The organism is Treponema socranskii subsp. buccale (assembly GCF_024181585.1).
In the GTDB taxonomy this organism is placed as follows: Bacteria; Spirochaetota; Spirochaetia; order Treponematales; family Treponemataceae; genus Treponema_D; species Treponema_D buccale.
Window position 1 is genome coordinate 1300287 of sequence record NZ_CP054258.1, and the last position, 25353, is coordinate 1325639.

Here is a 25353-nt window from a genome sequence, read left to right on the forward strand (position 1 = left end):
CCGTCCTCCATAAAAACTTTTGCTCGTGCTTTGCAGAAAGCTTCAAGCGCGTCAACTTCAGGCGAGCACTGCGCCGAATCGTCTCGTCCTCTTTTGAAACTGCTCGATATGACCGTAAAATTCGTCTTCGCCGTAGTCCGGCCACAGCGTATCCGTAAACACGAGCTCCGCATAGGAGGCGTGCCACAAAAGAAAATTGCTGAGCCGTTTTTCGCCGCCCGTTCTGATCAATAAGTCGACGTCGGGCAGATCCGGTATGTCGAACGAAGAAGAGAGAGCATCTTCGTCGATTTCGTCCGCCGGCGTTTGACAGGCGGCAAGTTTTTTGATGCCGCGCACGATTTCGTCTCTGCCCCCGTAATTGATCGCCATGACGAGCGTCGTTCCGGTAAAGTGCGCCGTTTCCGCCGTCGCGCTCCGTATCTCTGCGCGGATATCTTCCGGAAGACCCGCTATATCGCCCAAGTGCAAAAGCCGTATTTTATTTTTTTTATAAAACGCGAACTCCGCTCTCAAGTGATTTTTGATAAGACTCATGAGATAGCCCGTCTCTTCGGCGGTGCGCTTCCAGTTTTCCGTCGAAAAAATATAGAGCGTAACGTATTCGATGCCGAGAGATGAAGCGGCTCCGACGATTTTTTTCGCCTGTTCGGCGCCCGCATAATGCCCTGCGCTGCGGTTTTTATGCCGCCTTTCAGCCCACCTGCCGTTGCCGTCCATGATGATCGCAACGTGGTGGGGCAGGCGAGTCGTATCGAGAGAAGTCAACCTTCGAGTATTTCCTTTTCTTTTGCATCGTAGAGCTTTTGTATCTCCGCGATATATTTGTCGGTGAGCTTTTGCAATTTGTCCGTTTCGGCTTTCAAACCGTCTTCGGTGAGCTCACCCGATTTTTGCTGTTTTTTGAGCGCGTCGTTTCCGTCGCGGCGGATATTGCGGATCTGCGTACGGTAATTTTCCGCGTCGGCTTTCGCCTGTTTGACGAGCTCTTTGCGCCTGTCGGCCGTGAGCGGCGGAATCGCGATGCGGATCACTTTGCCGTCGTTCGACGGATTTAAGCCGAGGTCGGCGGCCAAAATCGCTTTTTCGATGTCACCGATGAGCCCTTTGTCGAAGGGCTGAATGACGACCGCCCTCGCTTCGGGAATCGCGATCGTAGCCACTTGGTTGAGCGGCGATTTTTGCCCGTAGCAGTCGACGCGCACTTTATCGAAAAGAGCCGCACTCGCCCTTCCCGTTCTGATCGCGGCGAAAGTATCGGTAAGCGAATGTATCGCTTTTTGCATTTTCTCTTCACTGTCTGCCATTGCTGCCTCCGGTAGAAAATATGGTTTTAGAAAGGTTCGTTAAAACAAACGCACGGCAAAGCGCACGCGAAAGCTCACGAACGCTTTGCATCGTACCTCTATCTTCCGAGAACGTAGAGATGCACTTCTCCGAATTCGAGCGGGGTGCCGACTTCTTTCGACACTTCGGCAAGTTTTGCCGCGACGCTCACTTTGTCGTCTTTGACGAACATCTGATCGACAAAGCACACTTCTTCGAGATGCTTTTTCAGTTTACCCTTTAAGATGCCGTCTTTGACGTTTTGCGGTTTTGACGCCATCTTTTCATCCTGGTCGAGCTGCTTTGAAAATATTTCCATCTGCTCGTCCATATAGGACTGGGGAACGTCTTTTTGCGTGATATATGCGGGCGTAAAAGCCGCCATGTGCAGACAGCAGTCGTTTGCGAATTCCTGTACTTTCGGATCCGTCGAACCCTTGACGATACAGACGGCGCCCGTTTTGAAATCGCTGTGCACGTAAGTGCCCGCAACCGCGTTTTCCGGCACATCGATAAGCGATACGTGCCGCACGGACATGTTTTCGCGGACCTTCGTCGCAAAAACGGTGAGCATATCGGAATGCTCCGGTTCCACTTTCGTGTAGCCTTTTTCAAGCGTCAAATCGACGAGCTTTTGTCCGAGAGCTGTGAATTCGTCGTTTTTGGAAACGAAGTCCGTTTCGCACACGAGTTCGACGACCGCGATCTTATTTCCCTTTCTCTGAATGTAGATGCGGCCTTCCGCGGTCGCGCGGTCGGCTCTTTTTGCGACGGCGGCGAGTCCCTTTTCTTTTAAAAGTTTTGCCGCTTTGTCGATATCGCCGTTCGTGTCTTCAAGCGCGCGCTTGCAGTCCATCATGCCGGCGCCCGTCGTTTCACGCAGCGTTTTAATATCCGATGCTTTTATATTCATTGTGTAACTCCAAAATTGTCCGGGACGTCCGAAAATGTACGCTTTCGGACATCGCCTTTCGTTAGTTGGTTTAATTTCGAGTTTAATAAAACTCGAAATTTTCCATCCGTTTTTCGCTTACCAACTGAACGGCGAGTTTCAAACGCAAATAAAATTGTGCGAAAGGCAAGGTTCCGGCTGCGTGCCGTTTCGAGCGTTAGGCTTGCGAAAGCTTGCTCTAAAAGCTCGACCGCGGCTAAGCGGACGGGTTCTTGCTATAAGCACAACTTTTAGCTATCTTACTTTCAAAACTCGACATTCATACTTAGTTATTTGTCGCGGTAGATTTTATCTTCGTCGATAAGCTGATCCGCTTCCTTCGATTCCGTTTCGGCGTCTTCTTCTTTTTTAGTTTCCGTCGGCTCGTAATTCGAATAGTCTTCGATTTCGACGTCGTTGTCTTTGACGGCGGCATCCGTCTGTATGTTTTCGTCTTCATCGTTCAAATTTTCGAGGATCTTTAAGCCCTGTTCATTGTCCGCTTCGATGACCGCATTCGCGATGATCGACGTAAACAGCGAAATGGCGCGGATGGCGTCGTCGTTGCCGGGAATAGGGTAGGTGATGCCTTCCGGATTGCAGTTCGTGTCGACGACGGCGATGATGGGAATGCCCATGCGGTGCGCTTCGGCGACGGCGATCTGCTCTTTATGCGTGTCGATGATGAACACGACACCCGGTAATTCTTTCATCTCTTTAATGCCGGCGAGGTTTTTTTCAAGTTTCGCTTTTTCTTTTTGCAGCGCGGAAACTTCTTTTTTCGTCAGATTGTCGAAAGTGCCGTCGACTTCCATCTTTTCGATTTTTTTAAGCCGCTGCAGCGATTTTTTGATCGTTGAAAAGTTTGTGAGCATACCGCCGAGCCAGCGGTTGTTGACGTAGAATTGACCGCAGCGTTCGGCTTCTTTTTGAATCGCCTGCTGCGCCTGTTTTTTCGTTCCGACGAAGAGGATCGATTTTCCCGCCGTCGTCGCTTTGCGTACGACTTCGTAGCTTTCTTTTATGGCCGCGATCGTCTTTTGCAAATCGATAATGTGAATCCCGTTCCGCTCAGCGAAGATATATTTCTTCATGCGGGGATCCCACCGCTTTACCTGATGACCGAAATGAACTCCCGATTCAAGCAGGTTTTTCATGGTTACAACTGCCATGACATACTCCTTCACCGGTATCGTACGATACCCCGAACTCTGTTTCTCGATGCGTCGTCTTTTATAAAAAAAGATCGACGTACGGAAGATCGTTTGCCCCTTAAGCCTACGACCCGGGGCGCACGGCACAGTTATTCGATAATCGAATAACCCTGCGACGCAAGAATATCATAAAGCTCCGAAATCGGCAAGCCCTCGACACCGCTCGTCGTCCCCTGTATCTTTTTAATAAAACACGAAGCGAGGCTTTGAATGCGGTAGCCGCCGGCAGCACCGTGCCATTCGCCCGTTTCTATATACCATTCGATTTCACGCTCGCTCATCTCTTTGAAGGTCACTTCCGTAACGCTTTCGCGGACGACCGTCGTCTTTGTCCTGCCGCTGTAGAGCGCGATAACGGTTTTAACCGTATGTGTTTTTCCGCTCAATTCGCGGAGAAAGGCCGCCGCTTCTTCCTGATCCGAAGGCTTGCCGTAGATTTTATTGTTAAAGATAATAACCGTGTCGGCGGCGAGTACCCACGGGATTTCCCTGTCGGCGGCGAGCGAATGCACGACGGCCGCAACCTTTTCACGCGCGAAAATTTCCGGAACGTTTTCCGCCGGAAGAGAGGGCGATACGGTTTCGTCGATGTTCGGCATGATCACTTGATACGGAATGTGCAAGAGTTTCAGAATGTCCTGACGGCGCGGCGACGACGACGCTAAAATAACGGGTTCCATAATTTTTTACATCCTCAATAACTTTTTGTGCTCCAAAAGCATCTGACAATTGCCATTTTCAAATGCCTGATTTTGCGTTGCCGTTTTACGGCGATGAGAGATATGGGATTCGAACCCACCGCCTTCAGCTCCGGAGGCTGACGCTCTATCCAGATGAGCTAATCTCTCTTGTGCGCGGCGCAATCGCTTTGCCCCTTTGTGCCGCACGCATACATCAAAAAACGCCTGCACATTTCCGAATCGCCGCACGGAAACACTGCGAAACGATAGTTTTTAATTGTATCGATTACTTGCCGCTTCCCGAAGACGATGAGTCGAGCTTAATGCCCTTGAGCACTTCGAGCGCGCGCTTTCGCACCGCACTCGTATAGTGATAGTCCGATGCGATCCGCGAAATTTCGTCGACCATCGCCCGTTTGTTTTCCGTACTGCCTGCAAGTTTTTCAAACGCGTCGAGCGTTTCGATCGCCATGCTGCTTGTGGGGTTCAATACGCGGTTTCGGTGATTTGCGAATGCGATAGCGTCGGCGGCTTCATCGTTTTCGTTTAAGCCCATCTCTCCGAGCGCGCGGATTGCGGCGGCCTGTACCATCGGCTCGTTGTCCGCAATCGCGATATTGATGAGCGTGTTTTTCGAGTGCTCGCCTCCGACTTTTGCGAGAAGCAGACAGGCTTTTCGTCTTACGTCGGGAAAATTGTTGGAGAGACGTCCGCCCGTCCTCGCTTGAGTCAAAAGACCTTCGCCTGCAAGCTGATCGAGAGCGGCGGCTACTTCTTCCGACGTATTGCCGCCTTTGATAATGCTTTCCAGATATTCGAGGGCGACGAGTTTGTTGTCGTACGAATCCGAGCGGGCGAGGGTCAGCACGACCGTACCGTCGACGTCGCTCAAATATTCGTTTTCAACCGACCTTTCGCTCCGTTTCGCGGAATCGTTTTTTTTCTGGACTTGCTGTTCCTGTGCAAAAAGCACGGAAGCTGCCGCCATATACACGGCTGCACAAAACGCGATCTTATCAAATTTCATCTGCCCTGTCTCCTGTAAAACTTTTACGAAAGCGGCGGCTTCCGAAAAGTTTTTTAGCCTTTTCATTATTGTATAAAAAATCGCAAAAAAAATCAATGTTCGAATTGCGTGAGCGAAAGCGCCTCCGTCAATCGATGGGGGGAATATGGACGAGCCACTTTCCGTTTATTTTGTTAAAATAATAATAGATGATATCGGTATCCTGGCTCACTTGAACGGCTTTGACGTCCGTCTTCGAATCGTATCTGATTTCATCGACTTTACGTCCTTTGCGCGACGGGACGAAGATGTAGGTAAAATAATCGCGCAGGCTGTTCATGCGCAGCCCCTTGACCGGAAGCATCTTCGATGCGCGCTGCAGGTTTTTAGGATTCGACCAATAGCGTATCGATTCGTCGTCGATAAATTTGAGCCATGCTTCATAACGGCCGGCCGCCATGATGTCCGAGAGCTCGTCGATCGTCGCCATGATCGCGGTTTTGTCGTCTTCGAACGTTTTTTTCGTCACATCGACATTGTTGACCGATCGGAGGTATTCTTCGTTTTCGGCAGCCGTTTTATCGTTCGATGAGGAGGGCGATACCTGTGCGGAAGGCATAGATGCGCACGATACGATCAGCGCCAGCGATAACGCACAGCCGATAAGTGGTACGATTTTTTTTATTTTTTTCATGATGTTCTAACTATACAACCCATTGCGCGTTTCGTCAAATGGAAAAAACATTGACGGTGCCCGTCGTTTTCTTTACCGTGCCAAGTTGCTGAACGCTTCCTCCATATTTTTTACATTTCCCTCGGTATAATCGCTGAAGCGGAACAACAGCTTTTCGACTTCGGCGGTGATAAAGGGTTTGCCTGATTTCAGTTCGTCCGCAGCGATGGCGCCGAACGTCTTTCCCAAATCGTAAAACCATACTTCGCCCAAAACCGTGTCGCTCCATTTTGTCCCCTTATACACGCTGTCGATAGAGAGACGGTAGGTACCCGGAAGCAATATGCAGGGATTTTTGTTCGCATTGGCAGAGAGCCATCTTGTTTCGGTTTCCCGGTCGTCAAGCCGGAAGCCAGCATATAAGTCGACGAGGTTTAATTTCCGTTTTTCATGCGTTTTGACGTTTTCAAGCGTCATCGTTTTTATTCGATTGTTCTTTGCCCACGTCAACTCTTTACGATCGTGAATATCGGAAAGCACCGTGGAATCTTCGCCCCACGATTCTTGTTCATCCGTATAATTCCGTGTCAAACCGTTGGTCATAAACGGACCGAAAACCGTCGATGTCAGCGTAAACCCGATCCATTCTCCGATACCGTCGCCTTTTGCGCCCTCGACCCAGCCGTTCAAAAACTCCCCGTCAAAAGAGCATTCGGGTTTGTACGAAGAAGATTTTTCATCGGTGATTTTAAAGCTTCCGTCGAGAAAAGAGGAAGCGCTGATATTTCGGACAAAGTCTTGCTTTTCGCGGTTTTGCATAAAAGCCCATCCCATTTCCTCTCCAAACATATACCCGGTGAATTCAAAATATTCGTGTGCGGAAGGTTTGTAATTTCGCGCGCACAGGATGATGCCGTCGTCATAAGAATAGCTGCCGAAGCCGAAAAGACTCTTTCGCTCAAATTGTGCGACGGAATTGTGCACCGTAACTTCGTCATCGGTCAGCAAAACGAAGTTTTTTATGTTTCCCGCCCACGTACCGCCGGTCGAAATGTCGTAAATGCTTTTGTAAACCGTTCCGCGGTAGCCGCCTTTGTCGGTATCCGTTGCGTAGGTAATGTCGACGACGGATGATGAAAAAGCGGGGAACTCCAGTTCGTGGTAAAAGTGCAGTTTTAGCGTAATTTCACCGTTATAAACCGGCTGTCCGCTCCATTTTTCGGGGACTTTCATTTCACTGTCCTGAACGACGCTTGTTTCGATGCCGACGTGCGTAATCGGAACTTTTTTGCCGTTTAAGAGGATGTTTACACCCTCGTAAATCGTTTTCCGTTTGTTATAGGGAGCATCCTCGCGGTAGAACTTGTCAAGCTGTTTTTTATATTCGGCATAGGGGATGACGCGCAATTTTTTATCGATTTCCAAAGGGACGGCGGTAATCGCTTGGAATGACTTCGATTGGACTTTTCTGCCGAATGCGATATCCAAGGCCGTCAAGTTGTACACGTCACGGTAATCGCTTGCGACGATTTGTGTGCCGTCAAATTCATACGGAATTGTAATAACGATCGGAAAAGCGCAGGGTACCTTTCGTTTTTGCGCCGTAAGATTTTTAAAATCGAAAAGCGCGCGTACCGTATGCCGCTTTTGGTTGACATACAAAAACTCGCTTTCCAATGCGATTTCTTTATTCGGCTCCGTAACGTAAATGTTGCCGTACGACCAATCTTCAATGTATCTCGAACCGCCGTCATCGGCAAATCCGACGCCGATCGCGCTTACGGACAGCAACAGCATTATAATCGTTTTTTTCATCGTTTTACCTCATGAGCAGTATACTTATCTGCAAATAAAACGGCTACAAAGCACTGTGACGTCACCTTGTACAATTTCCGATCCCGCGTTACTATGATCGTATGACAACAGCAGTATTTCCCGGTTCGTTCGACCCTCCGACGAACGGGCATTTAAGCATTATCAAAAGAGCGAGCAAGCTCTTCGATAAAATCGATGTCGTCATCGCGGTAAACTCGAACAAACAGTATCTCTTTACGGAAGAGGAGCGCTGCCGCATGATGGAAGAAATCATCAAGCCGTACAAAAACGTGACGCTCCATTTATGCAGCGAGCTTGTCGCGCAGTATGCGAAAAAAACGGGTGCAAACGTATTGCTGCGCGGTATCCGCAATACGAACGATTTCGCATACGAATTCGATCTGTCGCTGATGAATCACATGCTGAACCCCGACATCGAAACGCTTTTTATACCGACGGAGCAGCGTTACGTCATCGTCAAATCGAGTTCGATAAAAGAGCTCGCGCAGTATCACGGGGATATTTCGTCGATGGTACCGCCGATCGTCGAAGCGGCGCTGAAAGAAAAATTCGGCCGGTGAATATGCCGATACACTGCCGAAAAAAGCGTTGACTAAAAACGGAAAAATGTTATAATAGATTGACATTCGGCTGGAAACTGTTGTACTATTGACCGCAGTTATTCAGAAAAAGCGAGGTTTAATATAATGGCAGTACCCAGATCAAAAACTTCAAAAGCCGTGACGAAAAGACGGCAGGGTGTGAATATGCATCTTGTGGCACCGCAGCTTGTTCCGTGCAACAACTGCGGGAACCTTGTGCAGCCGCACCGTGTGTGTCCGAAATGCGGGTTTTACCGCGGACGTCAGGTAATTACGCCGGAATCAAACGGCTGATGCAGGGAGCATGAACATGGACGAATTATTCAACAAAATCCAGAAACTCATTGCCGAGAAGCTGGAAATCGATGAAAGCAAAATCACCCTCGATTCCTCATTCAGAGGAGATCTCGGTGCGGACAGTCTCGATACCTACGAGCTCGTCTACGCGATCGAAGAAGAATTGGGCGTGAGCATTCCCGACGACAAAGCGAACGAATTCGAAACCGTCCGCGATGCCTATGAATTCATCAAAGCCGAGCAGGCAAAAAAATAACGCAGCCGTTGAGGCGTCTTATGATAAAAACACAAGCTTCGTGCTTGTGTTTTTTTTATGATGCAGGTTGCAGAACAATGCGCATAAAACGGAAAAACTTTTTAAGCGAACGCAAAAAACGACTCCTCGCATTTTGTAAGCCTCTCGGCTTGCGCTTTCACGATCTTTCGCTTCTTGAACTCGCGTTCCGTCATCGTTCCTACTCGAACGAAGACGACGATAAACGTCCCGTCAATAACGAACGCCTCGAATTTTTAGGCGATTCGGTGCTCGGGCTTGCGGCGGCGGCATATCTGTACAAAACCTTCGAAGACAACCCCGAAGGGGATTTGGCAAAAATCAAAGCCGTTGTCGTTTCGGAAAAAACGCTCGCGCCGATCGCGCTCCGCTTCGGTATCGATAAAATGCTCGTTTTGGGACACGGAGAGGAGCTGAGCGGCGGCAGGCAAAAGCCCGCCATTCTCGCCGACTGCATGGAATCGATCATCGGCGCGTACTTTCTCGACTCGGGCTATGCGGCCGCCGAAAAATACGTGCTTTCGTTTCTCGTCTCCGAAATCGAAAAAGTGCACGACGACCGCGGCTCGAAAGATTATAAAACGCTGCTTCAGGAATTGTATCAAAAAAAGACAAAAGAGTGTCCCCGTTATGAAACGGTGAGCGTCACGGGTCCCGATCACGACCGCACGTTTTCCGTTACGGTGCACCTCGGAGATGCCGCATACGGCCCCGAAAGCGGCAAAAGCAAAAAAGAAGCCGAACAGAAAGCCGCCAAAAAAGCGTATACGGTTCTGACCGGGCTTGTACAAAACTGCAAGCCTATCGGCTTGTTTTGAAAGGAAGTTTATCATAGTATCCGCTAAAGCGGATTGCGAATCGGTTTTTGGACAGCTTCCTTGATTTTAGATGCGACAGATGCGTAAATTCGTGTTATACTGAAAGGCAGTATGGCACAGAAAAAGAAAACAAAAAAAAGCTCGTCTTTTTTTACATCGCTCGGTTTTATCGTTCTCATTGTGACCGCAGTCGTTTTTTCCGCACTCGGTGCTTTCGGTTTTTTTCAAAAACTCGATTACCGCATGTACGACCTTTTACTCGGCATCCGAAGAGAACCGAAACAATCGGAAAAGATTTTATTTATCAATATCGATGACGAGTCGATTCAAGCGCTCGGCGAATGGCCGTGGAGCCGCGACGTCATCGCCGATTGTCTTTTGCGCATTCGCGAACTCGGTGCGGAAAGCGTCGTTTTCGATGTCGAATACCTTTCGCCTTCTCCGCGCGGGGTAGCGCCGAACGCCGAAGAAAATATGGACGCTGCGATTTCGGCCGGACGAAACGACATCACCGACGTTATCAACGAACTTTCCGAATCCGTCAGACGCGGTTTCGTTTCCCGTTCCGAGCTTCCGTCCGTGACGAAAGATATGATCGCCAATTATATCGATCCGGCTCTTTCGAATATGCAGGCCGATATCGCATCGAAAATATACCGCGACAACGACGATTATTTTGCACGGACGATTCAATTTTTCGGCAACGCGTGGCTTACCGTAAATACGCGCGACGTTGCGATTACGCTTTCCGACGAAGACAAAGCTTATGCGCAAAAACGTATTTTGCTGTCGAACGTCACCGACACGGGCGGTTTTATTCCGCGCGACAATCAATATACGTCCGACGAACAGTATAACGGACAAAAGACGGGATTTTCTCCGGCGCTCCATACGCTCATCGCTCATGCGGCGGGTGCGGGTTTTACGAACGTCGTCATCGACAGCGACGGTACGCGGAGGCGGATCGAACTGCTCTACGATTACGGCGGAAAATATGCGGCTCAGCTTTCGTTTGCCCCGCTTTTGCACATACTCAACGCAGAGCGCATAGAGCGCACACGGAACTCGCTCATCGTGTTCAACGCGCTTTTTCCCGGAGAGACGGAGCGGACAACCGTAAAGATCCCGCTCGACAGCCGCGGACGCATGCTTATCAACTGGCTCCATAGGGAGCAGGGAAAATCGTTTAAAAACGAATCGGTCGTCTTTTTAAAAGATCTCGATTTTATCGAAGAGGCCGTCGTCACAACTCTCAGCAATATACGGAGTAACGAACTCCGCGCTCCCGACGGGAGCGCACTCGGCTATATAGGTGCGGTACAAAAATTATTAAAACAGTATAAAACGATCGACGAAGAAAAACGGATACTGCTTGCGCGGTGTGCGGGTTTCAACGAAGACGGCGAGCTTATCGACGGTATAAGCGCAGATGAATACGAAGCCTACTTTGCCGCACGAGAAGCCTTTTACGACGATATCGGTTTGTTTATCGATGCCGGCTATATGAACTTGATCAAAGCGCGCATTGCGGAACTTGTAAAAGCGGGACTGCCTGAAGAAGAGGGCGAAAGTTTTACGGGCGTCATGAAAGAGCAATTCGGCCTCCTTTCCGACAATTATAAAACCTACCGGCAGTACTTGAACGACATGAAAGCCGTATACAACGCGTCGTACTGTATCATCGGAAACACCGCGTCGAGTACGACCGATCTCGGAACGAATCCGTTTACGCGAAGCTATCCGAACGTCGGCACACACGCGAACGTTATGAACACGATTTTGCAGCGCGATTTTATCACGCCGTTTCCGTGGTATTACGGCATGATCGCAGCCTTTTTATTAATGTTTTTCGTCATGTTCATCACGTACGGCGGATCCGATATGATGCAGAATGTCGTAACCGGCATAGCGGTCTTTCTCATCGTGAGCGTTTTCGTCTTTTTTATGATCGTGCCGGGGTATTATATTCCGCCCGTCGCATCCTGCCTGTTTATGCTTTTCATATATGTCGCGGGAATCATTTTGCGCTTTACGCTCAGCGATCGCGAAAAAAGATTTTTGCGCCGCGCGTTTTCGACCTACCTTTCAAAAGACGTCGTCAACGCGATCGTCGAAGATCCCGAAAAGCTTTCGCTCGGCGGAGAAGATAAACACATAACGGCGCTCTTTTCCGATATCAAAGGATTTTCGTCGTTCAGCGAACTCGTCACGCCGACGCAGCTCGTATCGATTTTAAACGAATACCTCGGTTTGCTCAGCGATACGATTTTGCGTTACAACGGTACGATCGACAAATACATCGGAGACGCGATCGTTTCGTTTTTCGGAGCTCCGATCGATTTGCCCGACCACGCATACCGCGCCTGTGCCGCGGCCGTGCGCATGAAGCAGGCTGAAAAACTGTACAACGAAAAACATCTCGCTCACAGAGACATCCCGCGCGCGCTCGAAACGCGGATCGGCATCAATACGGGCAATATGGTCGTCGGAAACATGGGTACGAGCATGAAGATGAATTATACGATCATGGGCAACGACGTCAACCTCGCGAGCCGTCTTGAAGGCGTCAATAAAATCTACAAGTCGTGGATCCTCGTTTCGGAAACGACGTGGAATGAAGCCGATTCGGGCGAACACAAAGGCGAACTCGTCTCCCGCAGGCTCGACAAAGTACGCGTCGTCGGTATCAATAAGCCCGTGCAGCTGTACAATATACTCGGCTTTAAAAACGAAATGCCGCCCGACGAACTCGCATCCCTCGGTGAATTTCACGAAGCGCTCGACAGATACCTCGCACGGGATTTTAAAAATGCGGGAAAAATGTTTATGAATGCAAATGCATTGAATCCCGCCGACGAAGCGTCTCTCGTATTTGCAGAACGCTGCAAAGATTATCTCAAGCAGGGCATCCCCGACGATTGGGACGGAGTGATGAATATGACGACGAAGTGACGGAAAAATTGCGCACGTGCGGCCGATTGCATAAAAGCGGTAAACGCTTACCCTGCAACGGACGCATGTGTTTTTACGCTTCGATGATAATCGTTTCAATGTTGCTTTTTACGGTATTCCAATTTCTTTTATATTCATCAAAATAGGAATGAAGTATTGCGCCGGCGGCATTCAGTTCAATAAAATCGGGCTCTTGTAAAATACATTTTTGTAGCAGAACGGACGATTTTTCTATCAATTCATCGATCTGCGAAATTTCAAATGCAATTTTTAATTTTACCGCATTAGCCAATCCGTTTCAGCTCTCCTAAATTTTGCAACAGTTCGAAAAAGGAACGCTGGCAGTCAAAGTCGACTAAATCGACTTTCATATCGAGCGTATTTTCCAATTCCGAATGAACGCGAAAAAATTGTGCAGGCGGCAATCCCGTAACGCCTATATCGATGTCGGAGTGCTGATCTGCCGTACCGAGAGCTTGTGAGCCGAAAAGATATAAATTTTCACAGCCCGCTTTTTTGAGAATATCCGTTGCAACAGAGAGCTTTTTCGAGTTCATGTCTATATAATAACAAAAAGCGTCAAAAAAATACAGTATGTCGTTATCGAAAACCGCTGCTGCGCGTTCACCTGCAACGGACGCATGTGTTTTTACGCTTCGATGATAATCGTTTCGCTGAGCGAATTTTCTATTCGCTTATTCCGGAAATAGAGGCATATATCCGTCGTCACCATGACGATGTTCGGGATATAAAACCAAAACGCGAGGTTGTATTTGTGTTCGAGAAACTTTGCGCTTATGCCGCAGATATAACCGAATGTGATAAAGCACATAAACAAAAGGCTTTTACCCTTTGTCGACTTCGATTTCAGCGAGCGTGCGATCGACATCGGCCACGAAAGACCGAAGCATAAAATCATAATCGATTCGAGAATACTCGCGGGGTAAAATACGCCGTCTTTTAAGATTCCGAGAAATTCAAGTACGTGATGTTCCATAATTTAATCATTCCTCCCTGTACAAATATATCGTTTTTAGAGTTCACCGTCTCTATGCGTATAATGCGGCAAAAGGCGGGGTGAGCGCGTTTGCGTTTTTATGCCGGCCGCCGCCCGCTCTTTTTCGAAATCCTTTACGTGTTCGAGCGAAAGCTTTTCAGGCATCGCATTTTTTTGCGCTTGCCGTGCGCCCGCCGTTCCCGCGATGCGTCCGAAGACGACGACGTCCAAAAGCGAGTTTCCCATAAGACGGTTCGTCCCGTGAATGCCGCCGGATGCTTCACCTGCGACGAAGAGGTTTCCGATATTCGTTTTGCATTCCCTGTCGATTTCGACGCCGCCGTTTTGATAGTGCAGGGTGGGGTAGACGAGGATCGGATCGCGCCTGATATCGATGTCGTATTTTTCGAACATGCGCAGCATCGCGGGTATGCGCTTTTCGATCGTGCCTTCGCCGTTTTTCAACTCGATCATCGGCGTGTCGAGCCATACGCCTTCTCCCATACCCGTCGGAATACCCTTGCCTTTTTTTACTTCGCGGATGATACCTGCAGCTTCCACGTCGCGCGTTTCAAGCGGATGGATAAAAGCGTCCCCGTCGATATTGCACACTTTTGCGCCGAGTGAGCGTACTTTTTCCGTAACGAGCGCGCCGAACACTTGCTGCGGATAGGCGACGCCGGTCGGATGGTATTGGAGCGAATATTGATAGAGGAGTTTTGCGCCCGCGCGATACGCGAGCACGAGTCCGTCAGCCGTCGCGCCGTAGTGGTTCGACGTCGGAAAGCCCTGATAGTGCATGCGTCCGGCTCCCCCCGTCGCGATGATGACAGCTTTCGCCTTTGCGACGAGCAGCTCTTTCGTCTCCATGTTCATGAGCACGGCACCGGCACAGTTTCCTTTTTCATCTTTTAATAATTCCACCGCGCTCGTAAAATCGACGACGGTGATCCGCTCGGCGCGATTTAAAACTTCATCGCGGAGCGTGCGCATGATTTCGGCGCCAGAATAATCTTTACACGCGTGCATGCGCTTTCTGCTCGTGCCGCCTCCGTGCGTCGTAATCATCGTGCCGTCTTTTTCTTTGTCGAATTCGACGCCGAGCGTGTTGAGCCACTGAATCGTTTCGGGCGCACGGGTGACGAGTTCGTACACGAGTTCTTTTTTTGCGTCGAAGTGACCGCCGCCGAAAGCGTCGAGAAAATGCCGTTCCGGCGAATCGTTCGCTTTGTCGGCCGCTTGAATGCCGCCTTCGGCCATCATCGTGTTCGCATCTCCGACGCGGAGTTTTGTGACGAGAAGCACTTTTGCGCCCGCGTTGTCCGCTTCAATCGCCGCCGCCGTTCCCGCACCACCTCCTCCGATAATGAGTACGTCGGTTTCGTAATCGGCTTTCGTCAAATCGATTTTTTCAGGTTCTATGCGCGGCATGCCTTGTAAAATTTCCGCAAGCTCAAGCGGCGCTTTTTCACCCTTATTCGGCCCGATTTCAAGTTCGGTAAACTGCTCCGTTATATGATCGGGATGATATTCCCGCAGTACCGCCTCTTTTTCTTCCGCGCTCATGCGGCGCGGTTCAAATGCGGCGTTTTCCCTTCTCTTTGCGGCGACCTTTTCCGCCGACTCTTTCATAATGCCCGTATACATGTGTTCACGCTCCTTTTCGTCACGCTTCGATGTCGCGGCTGTTGTACAGCTCTTTGATTTGATCGATCGGCTTTGCCATGAGATTTTGAATCAGGCTTTCGAATTTTCCGTCTTTGATTTCTTCAACGCGTTCGGTCAAATGCTTTGCTTCCGGCTGGATGTATTTGCCGTTCAAGCGGCGCGCGAGTTCGGCTACTTGCGGATGGCTGATTTCTGCCGGACAGCGCGACGAGCAGATGCCGCACATAACGCAGTCGAAAGATTCGTCCGCGCAGTTTTGAAATTCGCCGCGCTGCGCATAGGCGATGTACTGCATGACGTGCAAATTCTGCGGACACGCGCGAGTACACGCATTGCAGCCGACGCATGCGTAGATTTCGGGATAGAGCTCCATCATGATCCGCTGTTCGGCCGAGACAGCATCGATGTCGTACACTTGCTTTACGAGCGGAAAAAACGGCAGCGTCGCGATGTACATATTGTCGACGACTTTTGTCTGGCACGCCAAGCACGTGTACAGGCGGTTTTGTCCTTTGATGCGGTACACCGTCGCGCATGCGCCGCAAAAACCGTTTCTGCACCCGCAGCCGCGCACGAGTTCGTACCCCGCGTATTCCATCGCATTCATGATCGTCAGATGTTCGGGCACTTCATATCGTTTTCCGAACAGGTAAATGTTTATCAATTTTTCCGACATAGCACAATCCTCTTTAAATTATTAGGTCAAATTTCGAGTTTAATAAAACTCGAAAAGTACAGCTTTGTTAGCTGATACTTTCCAAACTCGACATATCGTCCGTCAATATTCGGGCGGCAGAGCGCCGAGTTCGTCGAACGAAAACACAGGCCCGTCTTTACATACGTACTTGTTGCCGATATTGCACCTGCCGCATTTTCCGATGCCGCATTTCATACGCATCTCCATCGTCGTAAATATCTGCGTATCTTTAAAGCCGAGCTCTTTGAGTCCGGCGAGCGTCAAGTGAATGAGAATGGGCGGACCGCACATGATCGCCGTCATACTCGTATCGGGGTTGAGCTCTTTGACATAGGGCGGCACAAAACCGACGTGACCGTCCCAATCGTCTTGAGCTTTATCGATCGTCAAATATACGGTAAAGTCCGGAGCTTTCATCCACTCTTCGGTGATCTCTTTGTACGCGACGAGATCCTGTTTCGAGCGCGAACCGTAAACGATCGTCACTTTGCCGTAATCGCTTCGGTGAGAACGGACGTAGTTGATAACGCTTCGAAGCGGAGCCAAGCCTATACCGCCTGCGACAAAGAGCAAGTCTTTGCCTTTAAAAACGGTGTCGACGGGAAAGCCGTTTCCGAGCGGGCCTCTCACGCCTATCTCCTGTCCTTCTTCGGCCGCATGCAGCCACGACGTGACGCATCCGCATTTTTTTATACTGAACTCCTGATATGCTTCGACCGTCGGAGAAGACGTTATCGAAATCATGGAATCCCCGACGCCCGGAACGGAGAGTATCGCGCACTGACCGGGCTTGTGGTAAAATAATTTTTTTCCGTCGCGTCCGACCACGCGGAAAGTCTTTACGTCTCCCGTCTCATCGCGTATGTCGGTGATTACGCCGATGTACGGAATCAACATGTCATTTTCCATCGTGTACCTCCGGCTTTTCGATTCGGGCGTCGTCGTTTATCGTTTTCATAACTTTTACGATATTCATGCGGATAGGGCAGCTTTCAAGACAGCGCCCGCAGCCGACGCAGCTGTAAACGCCGCCGTGATCCATCGGATAATACACGAGCTTGTGCATAAAGCGCTGACGGAAGCGCTCCTTTTGCGTGTGCCGCGGATTTTCCGCCGCCATCTTCGTAAAGTCCGAAAACATACAGCTGTCCCAGCAGCGGAACTGCCGTATGCCGCATCCGGTATCGAAACTCCTGATGTCAAAACACATACACGTCGGACACACGTATGTACAAGTGCCGCAGCCCAAGCACGCTTCCGAAAGGTTTTCCCACACCGGCAGATTGAAAATCGAAAGCATATTTTCGCCGCGAAATTTCGAAAGGTCGATATCGACGAAAGGCAGTTTGTCGATTTTTTCCCGCGTCGCCTTTTGCTGTTTTTCGACGATATCCGCGCCGCTCTCGCTCGTCATGCTTTTGATGATTTCGATAAACGCGTCTCCCTTTTCGGTGTTTGCGCGAAAAAAGACGTTTCCGTCTGCGATCCACGCGCTCGCATCTCCTTGCGGCTCGGCCGCATCGATGCCGTAGAGTTTACAAAAACAGGTTTCTTTCGGTTCCGAGCAGGCGAGCGTGACGACGGTGCCGTGTTCACGCCGCGTTTTGTAGTAGGTGTCGACCGGCTCCATATTGATATACACGTCGTCGACGATCGCAAAACTTGCAGCGTCGCACGCGCGTACGCCGAAAACGACAAAGTCTTCCGATTCGGTACGCGGATCTTCAACTTCGATTTTTTTGCCCGAAAGCTTGTAGTGCACGAGGGTTTCGATTTTCGGAAAGAAAAAATCTTTTGCCGATCTCACCGTTTTAAGCTCGGACGAAAGGACGGCGCCTTTTTTCCAGCGTTTAAAATCGGCTTTACCCGATGCGTCGTCTACGGGAATATACAGCGCTTCCTTTTGTGCGATGAGGGTAAAGAGTTCGTCGAGTTTTTCAAACGGCAGCGATACGAAAGTTCTCATAACGTACCTCCCGAACGCGAATAGATGATGCCGGGTTCCGCGTCGTCTGTCCTATACGTGAGCATCGGCGGCTTTGTTTCCATATCGCTTCCCGCCGTATAAGAACCGTAGAGTTCGTCGATGTCTTTAATAAATTTTCGATTGATGAGGTGCAGCGGGATATGCTCGGGACACACGCGAGAGCATTCGCCGCAGTCGGTACAACGGCCTGCAACGTGCCACGCGCGGATGATATGGTACATGCTCTCTTCGAAACTCGATGCGGCGACTTTTTGTGCAGCGCCGGATGCGGGGTTGTCGAATACGCACGTCGTACAAGTACAGGCGGGACAGACATCGCGGCACGCATTGCAGCGGATACAGCGCGAAAGTTCATTTTGCCAAAATGCAAAGCGCTCTTCTTCCGTCATCGCTTCGAGCTTTGCAACTTCGTCGAAGCGCGCGGAATCCCGTACGTCTCCGTCTTCTCCGATAAGTTCGTCGCAGCCGATGTGTTTTTTGCTTTTGCACACGGCGCAGCGTTCGGACAGCTCTCTTTTTTCGGGGTCTTTCATGCCGTCGCACGGAACGCCGATCGCGTATACGTCGCTTCTGAAAATGCGGTGTTCTTTCAGCAATTCGGTAAAGCTGTAGGTGTCGCAGGGTTTTAAAAACACGAGTATTTTCGCTTCGGGTTCCGCCTGCGTTTCGGCGTTTGCGTCTTTTTGTTTTGCAAACGCGTTGTTTGCACGCACGGTATTTTTCGCCGTTTCGATTTTGCGCGTTTCTTTGACGAGGTATTTCGACAGGTTCGCCGCGCTGTATTCGTTGTATACGAAGTTTTTTTCGACATCGTCCGCCGACGTAAAAAGCGAAGGCGTCACATCGTAATCGAAAAGGCCTCTTCTCCAGCCGAGCACGAGCTGTACGGTTTTATCCGCAAGCAGCGCTTTTGCGCGGCTTACCAATTCGCCGGTCATTTCGCTTTGCATCGTAAATCCTCCAGCCGTTTGTTTTCTCCGAGCGCCGTTACCGTCTCGACGAATTCATGCATCGTTTTGGCAAATTTCGCGCCTTCCGCCGCGGACACCCATTCGACTCTCGTTCTTCCTTTTTCGATGCCGAGGAATTCGAGCATGGAAAAGAGGAGCGTCATACGCCGCCTCGCAAAATAGTTGCCGCTCGTATAGTGACAGTCTCCCGGGTGACAGCCGCAGAGGATGACGCCGTCGGCTCCCCGCTGAAACGCGCGCAGGATAAAGATCGGGTTTAATCGGCACGAACAGGGGATGCGGATGATTTTGACGTCGGCGGGGTATTCGAGGCGATTGCTGCCGGCCAAATCCGCTCCCGCGTACGAACACCAGTTGCAGCAAAAGGCTACGATCTTCGGTCTAAATGCACCTTTTTTTTCGGAAACATCGTTTCCGGCAGCCGCATCGACAGCTTTCGGCTGTGTATCGTTTTTTACAGACATAAAGCATCGACCTCCGCCATGATTTCTTTATTCGTAAATCCTTTGAGATCCATCGCTCCCGAGGGACAGGCGACCGTACACGCGCCGCAGCCTTGACAGACGGCGGGATTTACCTGCGCGACTCGGCGCGTCACCGTCGTACGGTTTATGCCGCGGAAGTCTTTATCGATATACGTGATCGCGCCGTAGGGGCATACGTTTTCGCACTGCGAGCAGCCGTTGCACATCGCTTCGTCGGATTCGGCGACGCAGGGATTGTTTTTCAGTTTATCCTTTACAAGCAATCCGATAACTTTGCTCGCCGCCGCGCTTGCCTGTGAAACCGTTTCGGGTATATCCTTCGGTCCCTGCGCGCAGCCTGAAAGATAGACGCCGGCAGTCGGGCTTTCGACGGGGCGGAGCTTCGGATGCGCTTCGGTAAAAAAGTCGTTCGTGTCCATACTCGCGGTGAGCATCGTCGCCAATGAGCGCGCGGACTTATCCGCTTCGATGGAAGCGGCGAGTACGACCATGTCGGCTTTGATGTGCACTTGTTTATCCATAAGCAGATCCGAGCCTTGCACGTCGAGAGTACCGTCTTCTTCGACGGACACTTTTCCGACCATGCCTTTGATATAGTGTACGCCGTACTGTTCAACCGCTCTCCGGTAGAATTCGTCGAAGTTTTTTCCCGGTGTGCGCACGTCGATATAAAACACGTAGCACTCCGTATCGGGGTAGTGGTCTCTCGTAAGGATCGCGTGCTTTGCCGTGTACATACAGCATATTTTCGAACAGTATTCGTGACCCTTTTCCGCGTCCGCCGAACAGCGGCTTCCGACGCATTGGACAAATACGATCGTTTTGGGATGCTTGCCGTCGGAAGGACGGAGCAGGGTACCGCCGGTAGGCCCCGCCGCATTCATAAGGCGTTCGAATTCGAGGGACGATACGACGTCTTTACTCTGCGAATACGCGAACTCGTCGAACTTCGACAAGTCGATCGGATTGTAGCCGGTCGCGGCGACGATGGCTCCGTATTTTTCTTCGATGAACGTATCTTTCGCACCGTAGTCGATCGCCTTCGCCTGACACACCATCGAACAGACGCCGCATTTTCCCGACGTGAGCTTCATGCAGTGTGCGGCATCGATTGTCGCGATTTTCGGAACGGCTTGCGCAAAGGGAATATAGATCGCGGAGCGCTTGTCGAGATTCATATTGAATTCGTTCGGCACTTTTTTTTGCGGACACTTTTGCACGCATTCGCCGCAGCCCGTACATTTCGTTTCGTCGACGTAGCGCGCTTTGCGTTTTATCGTCACCGTAAAGTTTCCGACGAATCCTTTGATATCCGTCACTTCGCTGTACGAGAGAATTCTGATATTTTCGTTTTGCCCGCATTCGACCATGCGCGGCGTGAGTATACAGGCCGCACAGTCGAGCGTCGGAAAGGTTTTATCGAGCTGCGCCATTTTGCCGCCGATCGTCGGCTTCGCTTCGACGATGTCTACCGGAAACCCCGCGTCCGCGATATCGATCGCCGTCTGGATGCCCGCGATGCCTCCGCCGATGACGAGAGCGCGCTTGGTGACCGGGGTTTCGCCCGCAGTGAGCGGTTCGTTCAACAGCACTTTTGCGATAGCCGCTTTTCCGAGCGAAATCGCCTTTGCCGTTGCCGTCGGCATATCTTTGCATATCCACGAATCCTGCTCTCGGATGTTTGCAACTTCGAGCAGGTAGGGATTGATACCCGCTTTTTCCGCACACTTTCGGAACGTCGCTTCGTGCATACGAGGCGAACAGGAACACACGACGACTCCGCCGAGCTCATGTTCTTTTATCGTGTCGGCTATGAGATCCTGACCCGTCTGCGAACACATATAGGTGTAGTCCGTCGAAAAGACGACGCCCGCTTCTTTTCCGAGCGCGTCCGCGACGGCTTTTACATCGACCGTGCCGGCTATATTCGTGCCGCAGTGGCACACAAAAACTCCGATTTTTCGCATACTCACTTCCTATACTTTCTGAATGCACTGACGATCGCTTGCTGCGGCATATCGCCGTCGATATAAAGCGGCACTTTTTCGGCAGCGAGTCGTTCCGCACCCCGCTCTCGTTCGACGACGGTGCGCACCGCTTCTACGATCTTCGCAGGTTCGACTTGGCGCGGGCACCTCTCCATGCACGCAAAACACGACAGACAACGGTACATCGATTCCGTTTTCAAAAGCGCTTCGATATCGCCGGTTTCGACCATGTGTACGAATTCGTGCGGATGATATTCCATATCGTCGTAGGACGGGCAAGTACCCGAACACTTTCCGCACTGCATACACTTGCGCACGTTTACTCCGCTGATCGAAAGTATTTCATCGCGGATTTTATTGAGTTCAGACTGCAGCACGGCATTGCTCCTTGACGCCGAGCGCTTCGGCGAGCAGTTCGGTAAAATACAGAACGCTTACGTTTTCGGCGCTCCGGTTTTTTACGAGATTATAACGGCAGAGCGGGCAGGCGGTGACGAGCAGCTCGGCTCCCTGCGATTCGGCGTTATCCAAAATCTTTTTACACCGTTTTTCGGGAATGTCTCCGCCGTCGAACATCGTGTACGCGCCGCAGCACTCGTTTCGAAGCGAATAGCGCACAGGTGTCGCTCCGATCGCCGATATAAAATCTTCGAGGATGCTCGGATTTTCCGGATCGTCCATCTTCATAACGCGTCCCGGCCGCAAAAGGAGACAGCCGTAGTACGCTCCGATTTTTTTGCCCGCAAGCGGCTTCGTCACTTTCGCTTTGACGTTTTCCCAGCCGACTGCATCGCGCAGCACTTCGAGATAGTGCAGCACTTTCGTCTCCCCGTGATAGGAGAGACGATCGTTTTTTAAATAGTTGTTGACTTTTACGATGACGTTGTCGTCACGCCTCATATCGTCGTTTACCTGCTTTATGACATTGTGACACGCCGAGCATATCGTAACGAGTTCTCTTTTCGCATCCCGGGCGGCCGCAAGTGCACGCACCGATGAAAGCTTCGTTGCGATTTCGTCTTTTGCCAGCGGATAGGTTCCGCCGCAGCACTGCCAATCGGGAATCTCTTCGAGCGTAAACCCGAGCGCTTCGGCCGAGGAACGGGCATAGCGATCCAAATCGAGCGCTTTGTTTCGAAGCGTGCATCCCGGAAAATACGAATATATACGGTGATCGTCCATACTCAAAAACCCCTCAATAAAACTTTTTTCCGAGCGCGTCATGCTTTTTGCAAAGCCCCTTGCGTTCGGCACCGCGCTTCAACGCTTTACGCCCGCCATTTCTTCGGGATGAAAAACTTCGTCGAATTTTTCCGCAGTCAAAAAACCGAGCGATACGCATGCGTCTTTCAGCGAAATGTTTTCTTCATACGCTTTGTGACTCGTCTTTGCCGCGTTTTCGTAGCCGATGTAGGGGTTCAGCGCGGTGACGAGCATGAGCGAATTGTAGAGGTTGAAATGCATCTTTTCTTTGTTCGCCGTAATGCCCGATGCACAGTTGTCGTTGAACGACACGATCGCTTCGGAAAGCAGGCGTACCGACTGCAAAAAATTATACGCGATAACCGGCATAAATACGTTGAGTTCGAAATTGCCCTGGCTCGCGCCGATACCGACGGCGACGTCGTTTCCCATCACTTGCACCGCGACCATCGTCACCGCTTCGCACTGCGTCGGATTGACTTTTCCCGGCATGATCGAAGAGCCCGGCTCGTTTTCAGGGATGTGTATTTCGCCGAGCCCGCAGCGCGGACCCGAAGCGAGCCAGCGAACGTCGTTTGCAATTTTTAATAAATCCGCCGCGAGCGCTTTTACTCCTCCGTGAGCAAAGACGATTTCGTCTTTACTCGTGAGCGCGTGAAATTTATTAGGAGCCGTGATAAAGCGCTTTCCGGTGAGAGAAGACAGTTCTTCGGCAACTTTTACGTCGAAGCCTCGAGGCGCGTTGAGTCCCGTACCGACGGCCGTACCGCCGAGTGCGAGCTCTTTCAATTCGGGAAGCGCGAGTGAAATGAGGGTTTTGTCTTTTTCGAGCGACGTCCGCCAGCCGCTTATCTCCTGTGCAAATGAAATCGGGACGGCATCCTGCAAGTGCGTGCGCCCGCTTTTGACGACGTTTTCGTTTACCGCTTCGAGCTTTTTAAACGTCGATACAAGCAAATCTATCGCCGGAAAGAGTTTATCTTCGATTTCGACGACGGCTGCGATGTGCATCGCCGTCGGAAAAGTGTCGTTGCTCGACTGACTCATATTGACGTCGTCGTTCGGATGACAGAGCTTTTTACCCGCGATTTCGTTTGCGCGGTTTGCGATCACTTCGTTCGCGTTCATATTCGACTGCGTACCGCTTCCCGTCTGCCATACGACGAGCGGAAAGTGTTCGTCGAGCTTTCCTTCGATCACTTCGTCGCAGGCTTTTTCTATGCACGAAAGTTTTTCCGCCGTCATCTTTTCAGGCTTCAGCGCACAGTTCGCGCGCGCGGCGGCTTTTTTCAAATGCCCGAACGCTTTTGTGATTTCCCGCGGCATCGTTTCAATACCGACACCGATGCGGAAATTTTCATGGCTGCGCTCGGTTTGCGCTCCCCAATATCTATCGGCGGGAACTTTTACTTCTCCCATCGAATCGTGTTCAATTCTGAAATCGCCCATCGCTTTTCCCCGTATAATTATTATCGAAAATTAATAATTCAATTTCGTATTTTATTAAATTCGAAATTGACCGTTCGTTTCGCTTACCGGTCAATGCTCTGAAATGATTGCGGGTGAGGATAGTGTTCGGAAAACGGAACCGATAATCGGGCAGCGGCGCAAGATGTCAAACGGATTTGAAATCCTGTTTTCAGTAAAAACGGGATTTTCGTATTCGGCGCATTTTCCGATCCTGCGAACGATCGTCCGCAATCACACCAAAGCACCGATGCTAAAACCGTATTTGTTTGATCACGTCTTTTAAGCAGTCCGCGCTCCGCCGCATCTGTACGATTTCCATATCGGAAAGCGGTGCGAGCAAGTGCCCGTGAAATCCCGTGCGGCCGACGACGGAAAGCATCGAAAGGCTTACGTCTTTTATGCCGTATTCGCCGTTCGCCATCGCGGAAACGGTGAGCGTCGTGTCGGCGGCGTTGTTGATGCAGTCGACGATGTGCGCGACCGAAATCGCTACGGCGTAAAAGGTCGCCCCTTTGCGTTCGATGATCTTTCCGCCCGAGCTTCGGATATAGGATTCGACTTCTTCGTGAACGAGCGGCGGGATGAGTTTGTCGTTATCCTCGAGACAGGATTTATATTCGTCGACGGGAATCGTCGCGATATTTGCAAGCGACCACGGAATAAACGACGAATCTCCGTGTTCGCCGAAAACGTATGCGTGTACGTTTTGCTGTGCGATGTGGTAGTATTCGGCGATGCGTGCGCGAAGGCGGGCAGTGTCGAGGATCGTTCCGGAACCGAAAACCTGATTTTGCGGCAGTCCCGACATTTTGCAAAATTGATACGTTAAAATATCGACGGGATTCGAAACGATCACGTAGATCGCCGTCGAAGCGTACTTGATGATTTCGGGGATGATGCTCTTCGTGATGTCGACGTTCGTCTGCGCCAAATCCAGCCTCGACTGTCCGGGCTTTCGAGCGACGCCCGATGTCAGAACGACGATATCGGAATCCTTTGCATCCGCGTAGGTTCCTGCATAGATGGTTACGGGGTCGCAGAACGGCGTACCCTGCCTGATGTCGAGCGCTTCGCCCAAAGCTTTTTGCGTATTGATATCGATCATTACGATTTCGGACGCGATGCCTTTAACGGTGAGCGAATACGCGATCGTAGAGCCTACTTGACCGGCTCCGATGATCGTGACTTTGAATGCCAATTTTTGTTCCTCTGCACTGCTACTTTGCTACAGCAAGTCTTGTATGGGGATTGCTCCCTCTTGTGCCGACGGCACATCCACAAAAAAAATACTAGTGAATT

General features: G+C 50.7%; 26 protein-coding genes and 1 tRNA gene. 5 read left to right on the forward strand and 22 right to left on the reverse strand.

Annotated elements, in window-relative coordinates; translation table 11 throughout:
- Window positions 1-57: 57 nt before the first annotated feature.
- The 9 genes from uppS to HRI97_RS05820 form a co-directional block, all read right to left on the reverse strand.
- Window positions 58-768, reverse strand: a complete 711-nt coding sequence (gene uppS / locus HRI97_RS05780; RefSeq protein WP_301338910.1) for a polyprenyl diphosphate synthase — start codon at window positions 766-768, stop codon at window positions 58-60.
- Window positions 765-1307, reverse strand: coding sequence for a ribosome recycling factor (gene frr, locus HRI97_RS05785; protein ID WP_253727201.1), 543 nt, complete (start codon window positions 1305-1307; stop codon window positions 765-767). Before frr ends, uppS begins: the two co-directional genes overlap by 4 nt.
- A gap of 98 nt (window positions 1308-1405) precedes the next feature.
- Window positions 1406-2239, reverse strand: a complete 834-nt coding sequence (gene tsf, locus HRI97_RS05790) for a translation elongation factor Ts (protein ID WP_253727202.1) — start codon at window positions 2237-2239, stop codon at window positions 1406-1408.
- Between the two features lie 308 nt (window positions 2240-2547).
- Window positions 2548-3429 carry a 30S ribosomal protein S2 gene (gene rpsB, locus HRI97_RS05795; protein WP_180486271.1) on the reverse strand — a complete coding sequence of 294 codons (882 nt, stop codon included), beginning with the start codon at window positions 3427-3429 and terminating at the stop codon, window positions 2548-2550.
- Between the two features lie 131 nt (window positions 3430-3560).
- Entirely contained in the window at window positions 3561-4151 is a 591-nt protein-coding gene (locus HRI97_RS05800; RefSeq protein WP_253727203.1) for a Maf family protein, read from the reverse strand.
- Window positions 4152-4245: 94 nt separating this feature from the next.
- Window positions 4246-4319: transfer RNA gene (locus HRI97_RS05805), tRNA-Arg, on the reverse strand.
- A 118-nt stretch (window positions 4320-4437) separates the two neighbouring features.
- Entirely contained in the window at window positions 4438-5178 is a 741-nt protein-coding gene (locus tag HRI97_RS05810) for a HEAT repeat domain-containing protein (RefSeq protein ID WP_180486269.1), read from the reverse strand.
- A 127-nt stretch (window positions 5179-5305) separates the two neighbouring features.
- Entirely contained in the window at window positions 5306-5851 is a 546-nt protein-coding gene (locus HRI97_RS05815) for a hypothetical protein (RefSeq protein ID WP_253727204.1), read from the reverse strand.
- Window positions 5852-5923: 72 nt separating this feature from the next.
- Window positions 5924-7645, reverse strand: coding sequence for a hypothetical protein (locus HRI97_RS05820; protein ID WP_253727205.1), 1722 nt, complete (start codon window positions 7643-7645; stop codon window positions 5924-5926).
- Between the two features lie 101 nt (window positions 7646-7746).
- On the opposite strand from HRI97_RS05820, the gene coaD reads away from it, so the two are divergent.
- The 5 genes from coaD to HRI97_RS05845 all read left to right on the forward strand — a co-directional run bounded on the left by coaD (window position 7747) and on the right by HRI97_RS05845 (window position 12588).
- The gene (gene coaD / locus HRI97_RS05825; RefSeq protein ID WP_253727206.1) at window positions 7747-8226 is read left to right on the forward strand and encodes a pantetheine-phosphate adenylyltransferase; all 480 of its coding nucleotides are present in this window, start codon (window positions 7747-7749) and stop codon (window positions 8224-8226) included.
- 126 nt (window positions 8227-8352) lie between these two features.
- On the forward strand, window positions 8353-8541 hold the full coding sequence (gene rpmF / locus HRI97_RS05830; protein WP_180486266.1) for a 50S ribosomal protein L32: 189 nt from the start codon (window positions 8353-8355) through the stop codon (window positions 8539-8541).
- 16 nt (window positions 8542-8557) lie between these two features.
- Entirely contained in the window at window positions 8558-8800 is a 243-nt protein-coding gene (gene acpP / locus HRI97_RS05835) for an acyl carrier protein (protein WP_016520105.1), read from the forward strand.
- A 77-nt stretch (window positions 8801-8877) separates the two neighbouring features.
- Window positions 8878-9636, forward strand: a complete 759-nt coding sequence (gene rnc / locus HRI97_RS05840) for a ribonuclease III (protein ID WP_253727207.1) — start codon at window positions 8878-8880, stop codon at window positions 9634-9636.
- A gap of 111 nt (window positions 9637-9747) precedes the next feature.
- Complete coding sequence (locus tag HRI97_RS05845) at window positions 9748-12588, forward strand: adenylate/guanylate cyclase domain-containing protein (protein ID WP_253727208.1); 2841 nt, start codon at window positions 9748-9750, stop codon at window positions 12586-12588.
- A 284-nt stretch (window positions 12589-12872) separates the two neighbouring features.
- Here HRI97_RS05845 and HRI97_RS05850 read toward each other — a convergent pair whose 3' ends face one another.
- From HRI97_RS05850 to HRI97_RS05910, 13 genes are all read right to left on the reverse strand, one after another.
- Window positions 12873-13145 (reverse strand): nucleotidyltransferase family protein, encoded by a 273-nt coding sequence (locus tag HRI97_RS05850; protein WP_253727209.1) that lies wholly within the window; start codon window positions 13143-13145, stop codon window positions 12873-12875.
- Between the two features lie 92 nt (window positions 13146-13237).
- Entirely contained in the window at window positions 13238-13585 is a 348-nt protein-coding gene (locus tag HRI97_RS05855) for a hypothetical protein (RefSeq protein WP_253727210.1), read from the reverse strand.
- Between the two features lie 36 nt (window positions 13586-13621).
- Complete coding sequence (locus HRI97_RS05860; protein WP_253727211.1) at window positions 13622-15232, reverse strand: FAD-dependent oxidoreductase; 1611 nt, start codon at window positions 15230-15232, stop codon at window positions 13622-13624.
- A 19-nt stretch (window positions 15233-15251) separates the two neighbouring features.
- Window positions 15252-15929 (reverse strand): 4Fe-4S dicluster domain-containing protein, encoded by a 678-nt coding sequence (locus tag HRI97_RS05865; protein ID WP_253727212.1) that lies wholly within the window; start codon window positions 15927-15929, stop codon window positions 15252-15254.
- Window positions 15930-16031: 102 nt separating this feature from the next.
- Window positions 16032-16859: an FAD/NAD(P)-binding protein gene (locus tag HRI97_RS05870; protein ID WP_253727213.1), complete on the reverse strand. Its 828-nt coding sequence runs from the start codon at window positions 16857-16859 to the stop codon at window positions 16032-16034.
- Window positions 16849-17916: a 4Fe-4S dicluster domain-containing protein gene (locus HRI97_RS05875; RefSeq protein ID WP_253727214.1), complete on the reverse strand. Its 1068-nt coding sequence runs from the start codon at window positions 17914-17916 to the stop codon at window positions 16849-16851. Before HRI97_RS05875 ends, HRI97_RS05870 begins: the two co-directional genes overlap by 11 nt.
- Window positions 17913-18887, reverse strand: a complete 975-nt coding sequence (locus tag HRI97_RS05880) for a 4Fe-4S dicluster domain-containing protein (protein ID WP_253727215.1) — start codon at window positions 18885-18887, stop codon at window positions 17913-17915. Before HRI97_RS05880 ends, HRI97_RS05875 begins: the two co-directional genes overlap by 4 nt.
- A complete protein-coding gene (locus HRI97_RS05885) occupies window positions 18872-19372 on the reverse strand; it encodes a hydrogenase iron-sulfur subunit (RefSeq protein ID WP_253727216.1) in 501 nt (166 codons plus the stop codon). Before HRI97_RS05885 ends, HRI97_RS05880 begins: the two co-directional genes overlap by 16 nt.
- The gene (locus HRI97_RS05890; protein WP_016520095.1) at window positions 19363-21360 is read right to left on the reverse strand and encodes a CoB--CoM heterodisulfide reductase iron-sulfur subunit A family protein; all 1998 of its coding nucleotides are present in this window, start codon (window positions 21358-21360) and stop codon (window positions 19363-19365) included. Before HRI97_RS05890 ends, HRI97_RS05885 begins: the two co-directional genes overlap by 10 nt.
- Window positions 21361-21362: 2 nt before the next feature.
- Complete coding sequence (locus tag HRI97_RS05895) at window positions 21363-21758, reverse strand: 4Fe-4S dicluster domain-containing protein (protein WP_253727217.1); 396 nt, start codon at window positions 21756-21758, stop codon at window positions 21363-21365.
- Window positions 21745-22563: a CoB--CoM heterodisulfide reductase iron-sulfur subunit B family protein gene (locus tag HRI97_RS05900; RefSeq protein ID WP_253727218.1), complete on the reverse strand. Its 819-nt coding sequence runs from the start codon at window positions 22561-22563 to the stop codon at window positions 21745-21747. Before HRI97_RS05900 ends, HRI97_RS05895 begins: the two co-directional genes overlap by 14 nt.
- A 78-nt stretch (window positions 22564-22641) precedes the next feature.
- Window positions 22642-24033: a class II fumarate hydratase gene (fumC, locus tag HRI97_RS05905; RefSeq protein ID WP_253727219.1), complete on the reverse strand. Its 1392-nt coding sequence runs from the start codon at window positions 24031-24033 to the stop codon at window positions 22642-22644.
- A 271-nt stretch (window positions 24034-24304) separates the two neighbouring features.
- A complete protein-coding gene (locus HRI97_RS05910; protein ID WP_021331174.1) occupies window positions 24305-25252 on the reverse strand; it encodes an L-lactate dehydrogenase in 948 nt (315 codons plus the stop codon).
- Between the last annotated feature and the right edge of the window lie 101 nt (window positions 25253-25353).

Excerpts from the sequence above, each read along its gene's own strand:
- frr (WP_253727201.1), bottom strand. The coding sequence starts at position 1,307 with ATGGCAGACAGTGAAGAGAAAATGCAAAAAGCGATACATTCGCTTACC.
- tsf (WP_253727202.1), bottom strand. The coding sequence starts at position 2,239 with ATGAATATAAAAGCATCGGATATTAAAACGCTGCGTGAAACGACGGGC.
- rpsB (WP_180486271.1), bottom strand. The coding sequence starts at position 3,429 with ATGGCAGTTGTAACCATGAAAAACCTGCTTGAATCGGGAGTTCATTTC.
- HRI97_RS05800 (WP_253727203.1), bottom strand. The coding sequence starts at position 4,151 with ATGGAACCCGTTATTTTAGCGTCGTCGTCGCCGCGCCGTCAGGACATT.
- HRI97_RS05810 (WP_180486269.1), bottom strand. The coding sequence starts at position 5,178 with ATGAAATTTGATAAGATCGCGTTTTGTGCAGCCGTGTATATGGCGGCA.
- HRI97_RS05815 (WP_253727204.1), bottom strand. The coding sequence starts at position 5,851 with ATGAAAAAAATAAAAAAAATCGTACCACTTATCGGCTGTGCGTTATCG.
- HRI97_RS05820 (WP_253727205.1), bottom strand. The coding sequence starts at position 7,645 with ATGAAAAAAACGATTATAATGCTGTTGCTGTCCGTAAGCGCGATCGGC.
- coaD (WP_253727206.1), top strand. The coding sequence starts at position 7,747 with ATGACAACAGCAGTATTTCCCGGTTCGTTCGACCCTCCGACGAACGGG.
- rpmF (WP_180486266.1), top strand. The coding sequence starts at position 8,353 with ATGGCAGTACCCAGATCAAAAACTTCAAAAGCCGTGACGAAAAGACGG.
- acpP (WP_016520105.1), top strand. The coding sequence starts at position 8,558 with ATGGACGAATTATTCAACAAAATCCAGAAACTCATTGCCGAGAAGCTG.
- rnc (WP_253727207.1), top strand. The coding sequence starts at position 8,878 with ATGCGCATAAAACGGAAAAACTTTTTAAGCGAACGCAAAAAACGACTC.
- HRI97_RS05845 (WP_253727208.1), top strand. The coding sequence starts at position 9,748 with ATGGCACAGAAAAAGAAAACAAAAAAAAGCTCGTCTTTTTTTACATCG.
- HRI97_RS05850 (WP_253727209.1), bottom strand. The coding sequence starts at position 13,145 with ATGAACTCGAAAAAGCTCTCTGTTGCAACGGATATTCTCAAAAAAGCG.
- HRI97_RS05855 (WP_253727210.1), bottom strand. The coding sequence starts at position 13,585 with ATGGAACATCACGTACTTGAATTTCTCGGAATCTTAAAAGACGGCGTA.
- HRI97_RS05860 (WP_253727211.1), bottom strand. The coding sequence starts at position 15,232 with ATGTATACGGGCATTATGAAAGAGTCGGCGGAAAAGGTCGCCGCAAAG.
- HRI97_RS05865 (WP_253727212.1), bottom strand. The coding sequence starts at position 15,929 with ATGTCGGAAAAATTGATAAACATTTACCTGTTCGGAAAACGATATGAA.
- HRI97_RS05870 (WP_253727213.1), bottom strand. The coding sequence starts at position 16,859 with ATGGAAAATGACATGTTGATTCCGTACATCGGCGTAATCACCGACATA.
- HRI97_RS05875 (WP_253727214.1), bottom strand. The coding sequence starts at position 17,916 with ATGAGAACTTTCGTATCGCTGCCGTTTGAAAAACTCGACGAACTCTTT.
- HRI97_RS05880 (WP_253727215.1), bottom strand. The coding sequence starts at position 18,887 with ATGCAAAGCGAAATGACCGGCGAATTGGTAAGCCGCGCAAAAGCGCTG.
- HRI97_RS05885 (WP_253727216.1), bottom strand. The coding sequence starts at position 19,372 with ATGTCTGTAAAAAACGATACACAGCCGAAAGCTGTCGATGCGGCTGCC.
- HRI97_RS05890 (WP_016520095.1), bottom strand. The coding sequence starts at position 21,360 with ATGCGAAAAATCGGAGTTTTTGTGTGCCACTGCGGCACGAATATAGCC.
- HRI97_RS05900 (WP_253727218.1), bottom strand. The coding sequence starts at position 22,563 with ATGGACGATCACCGTATATATTCGTATTTTCCGGGATGCACGCTTCGA.
- fumC (WP_253727219.1), bottom strand. The coding sequence starts at position 24,033 with ATGGGCGATTTCAGAATTGAACACGATTCGATGGGAGAAGTAAAAGTT.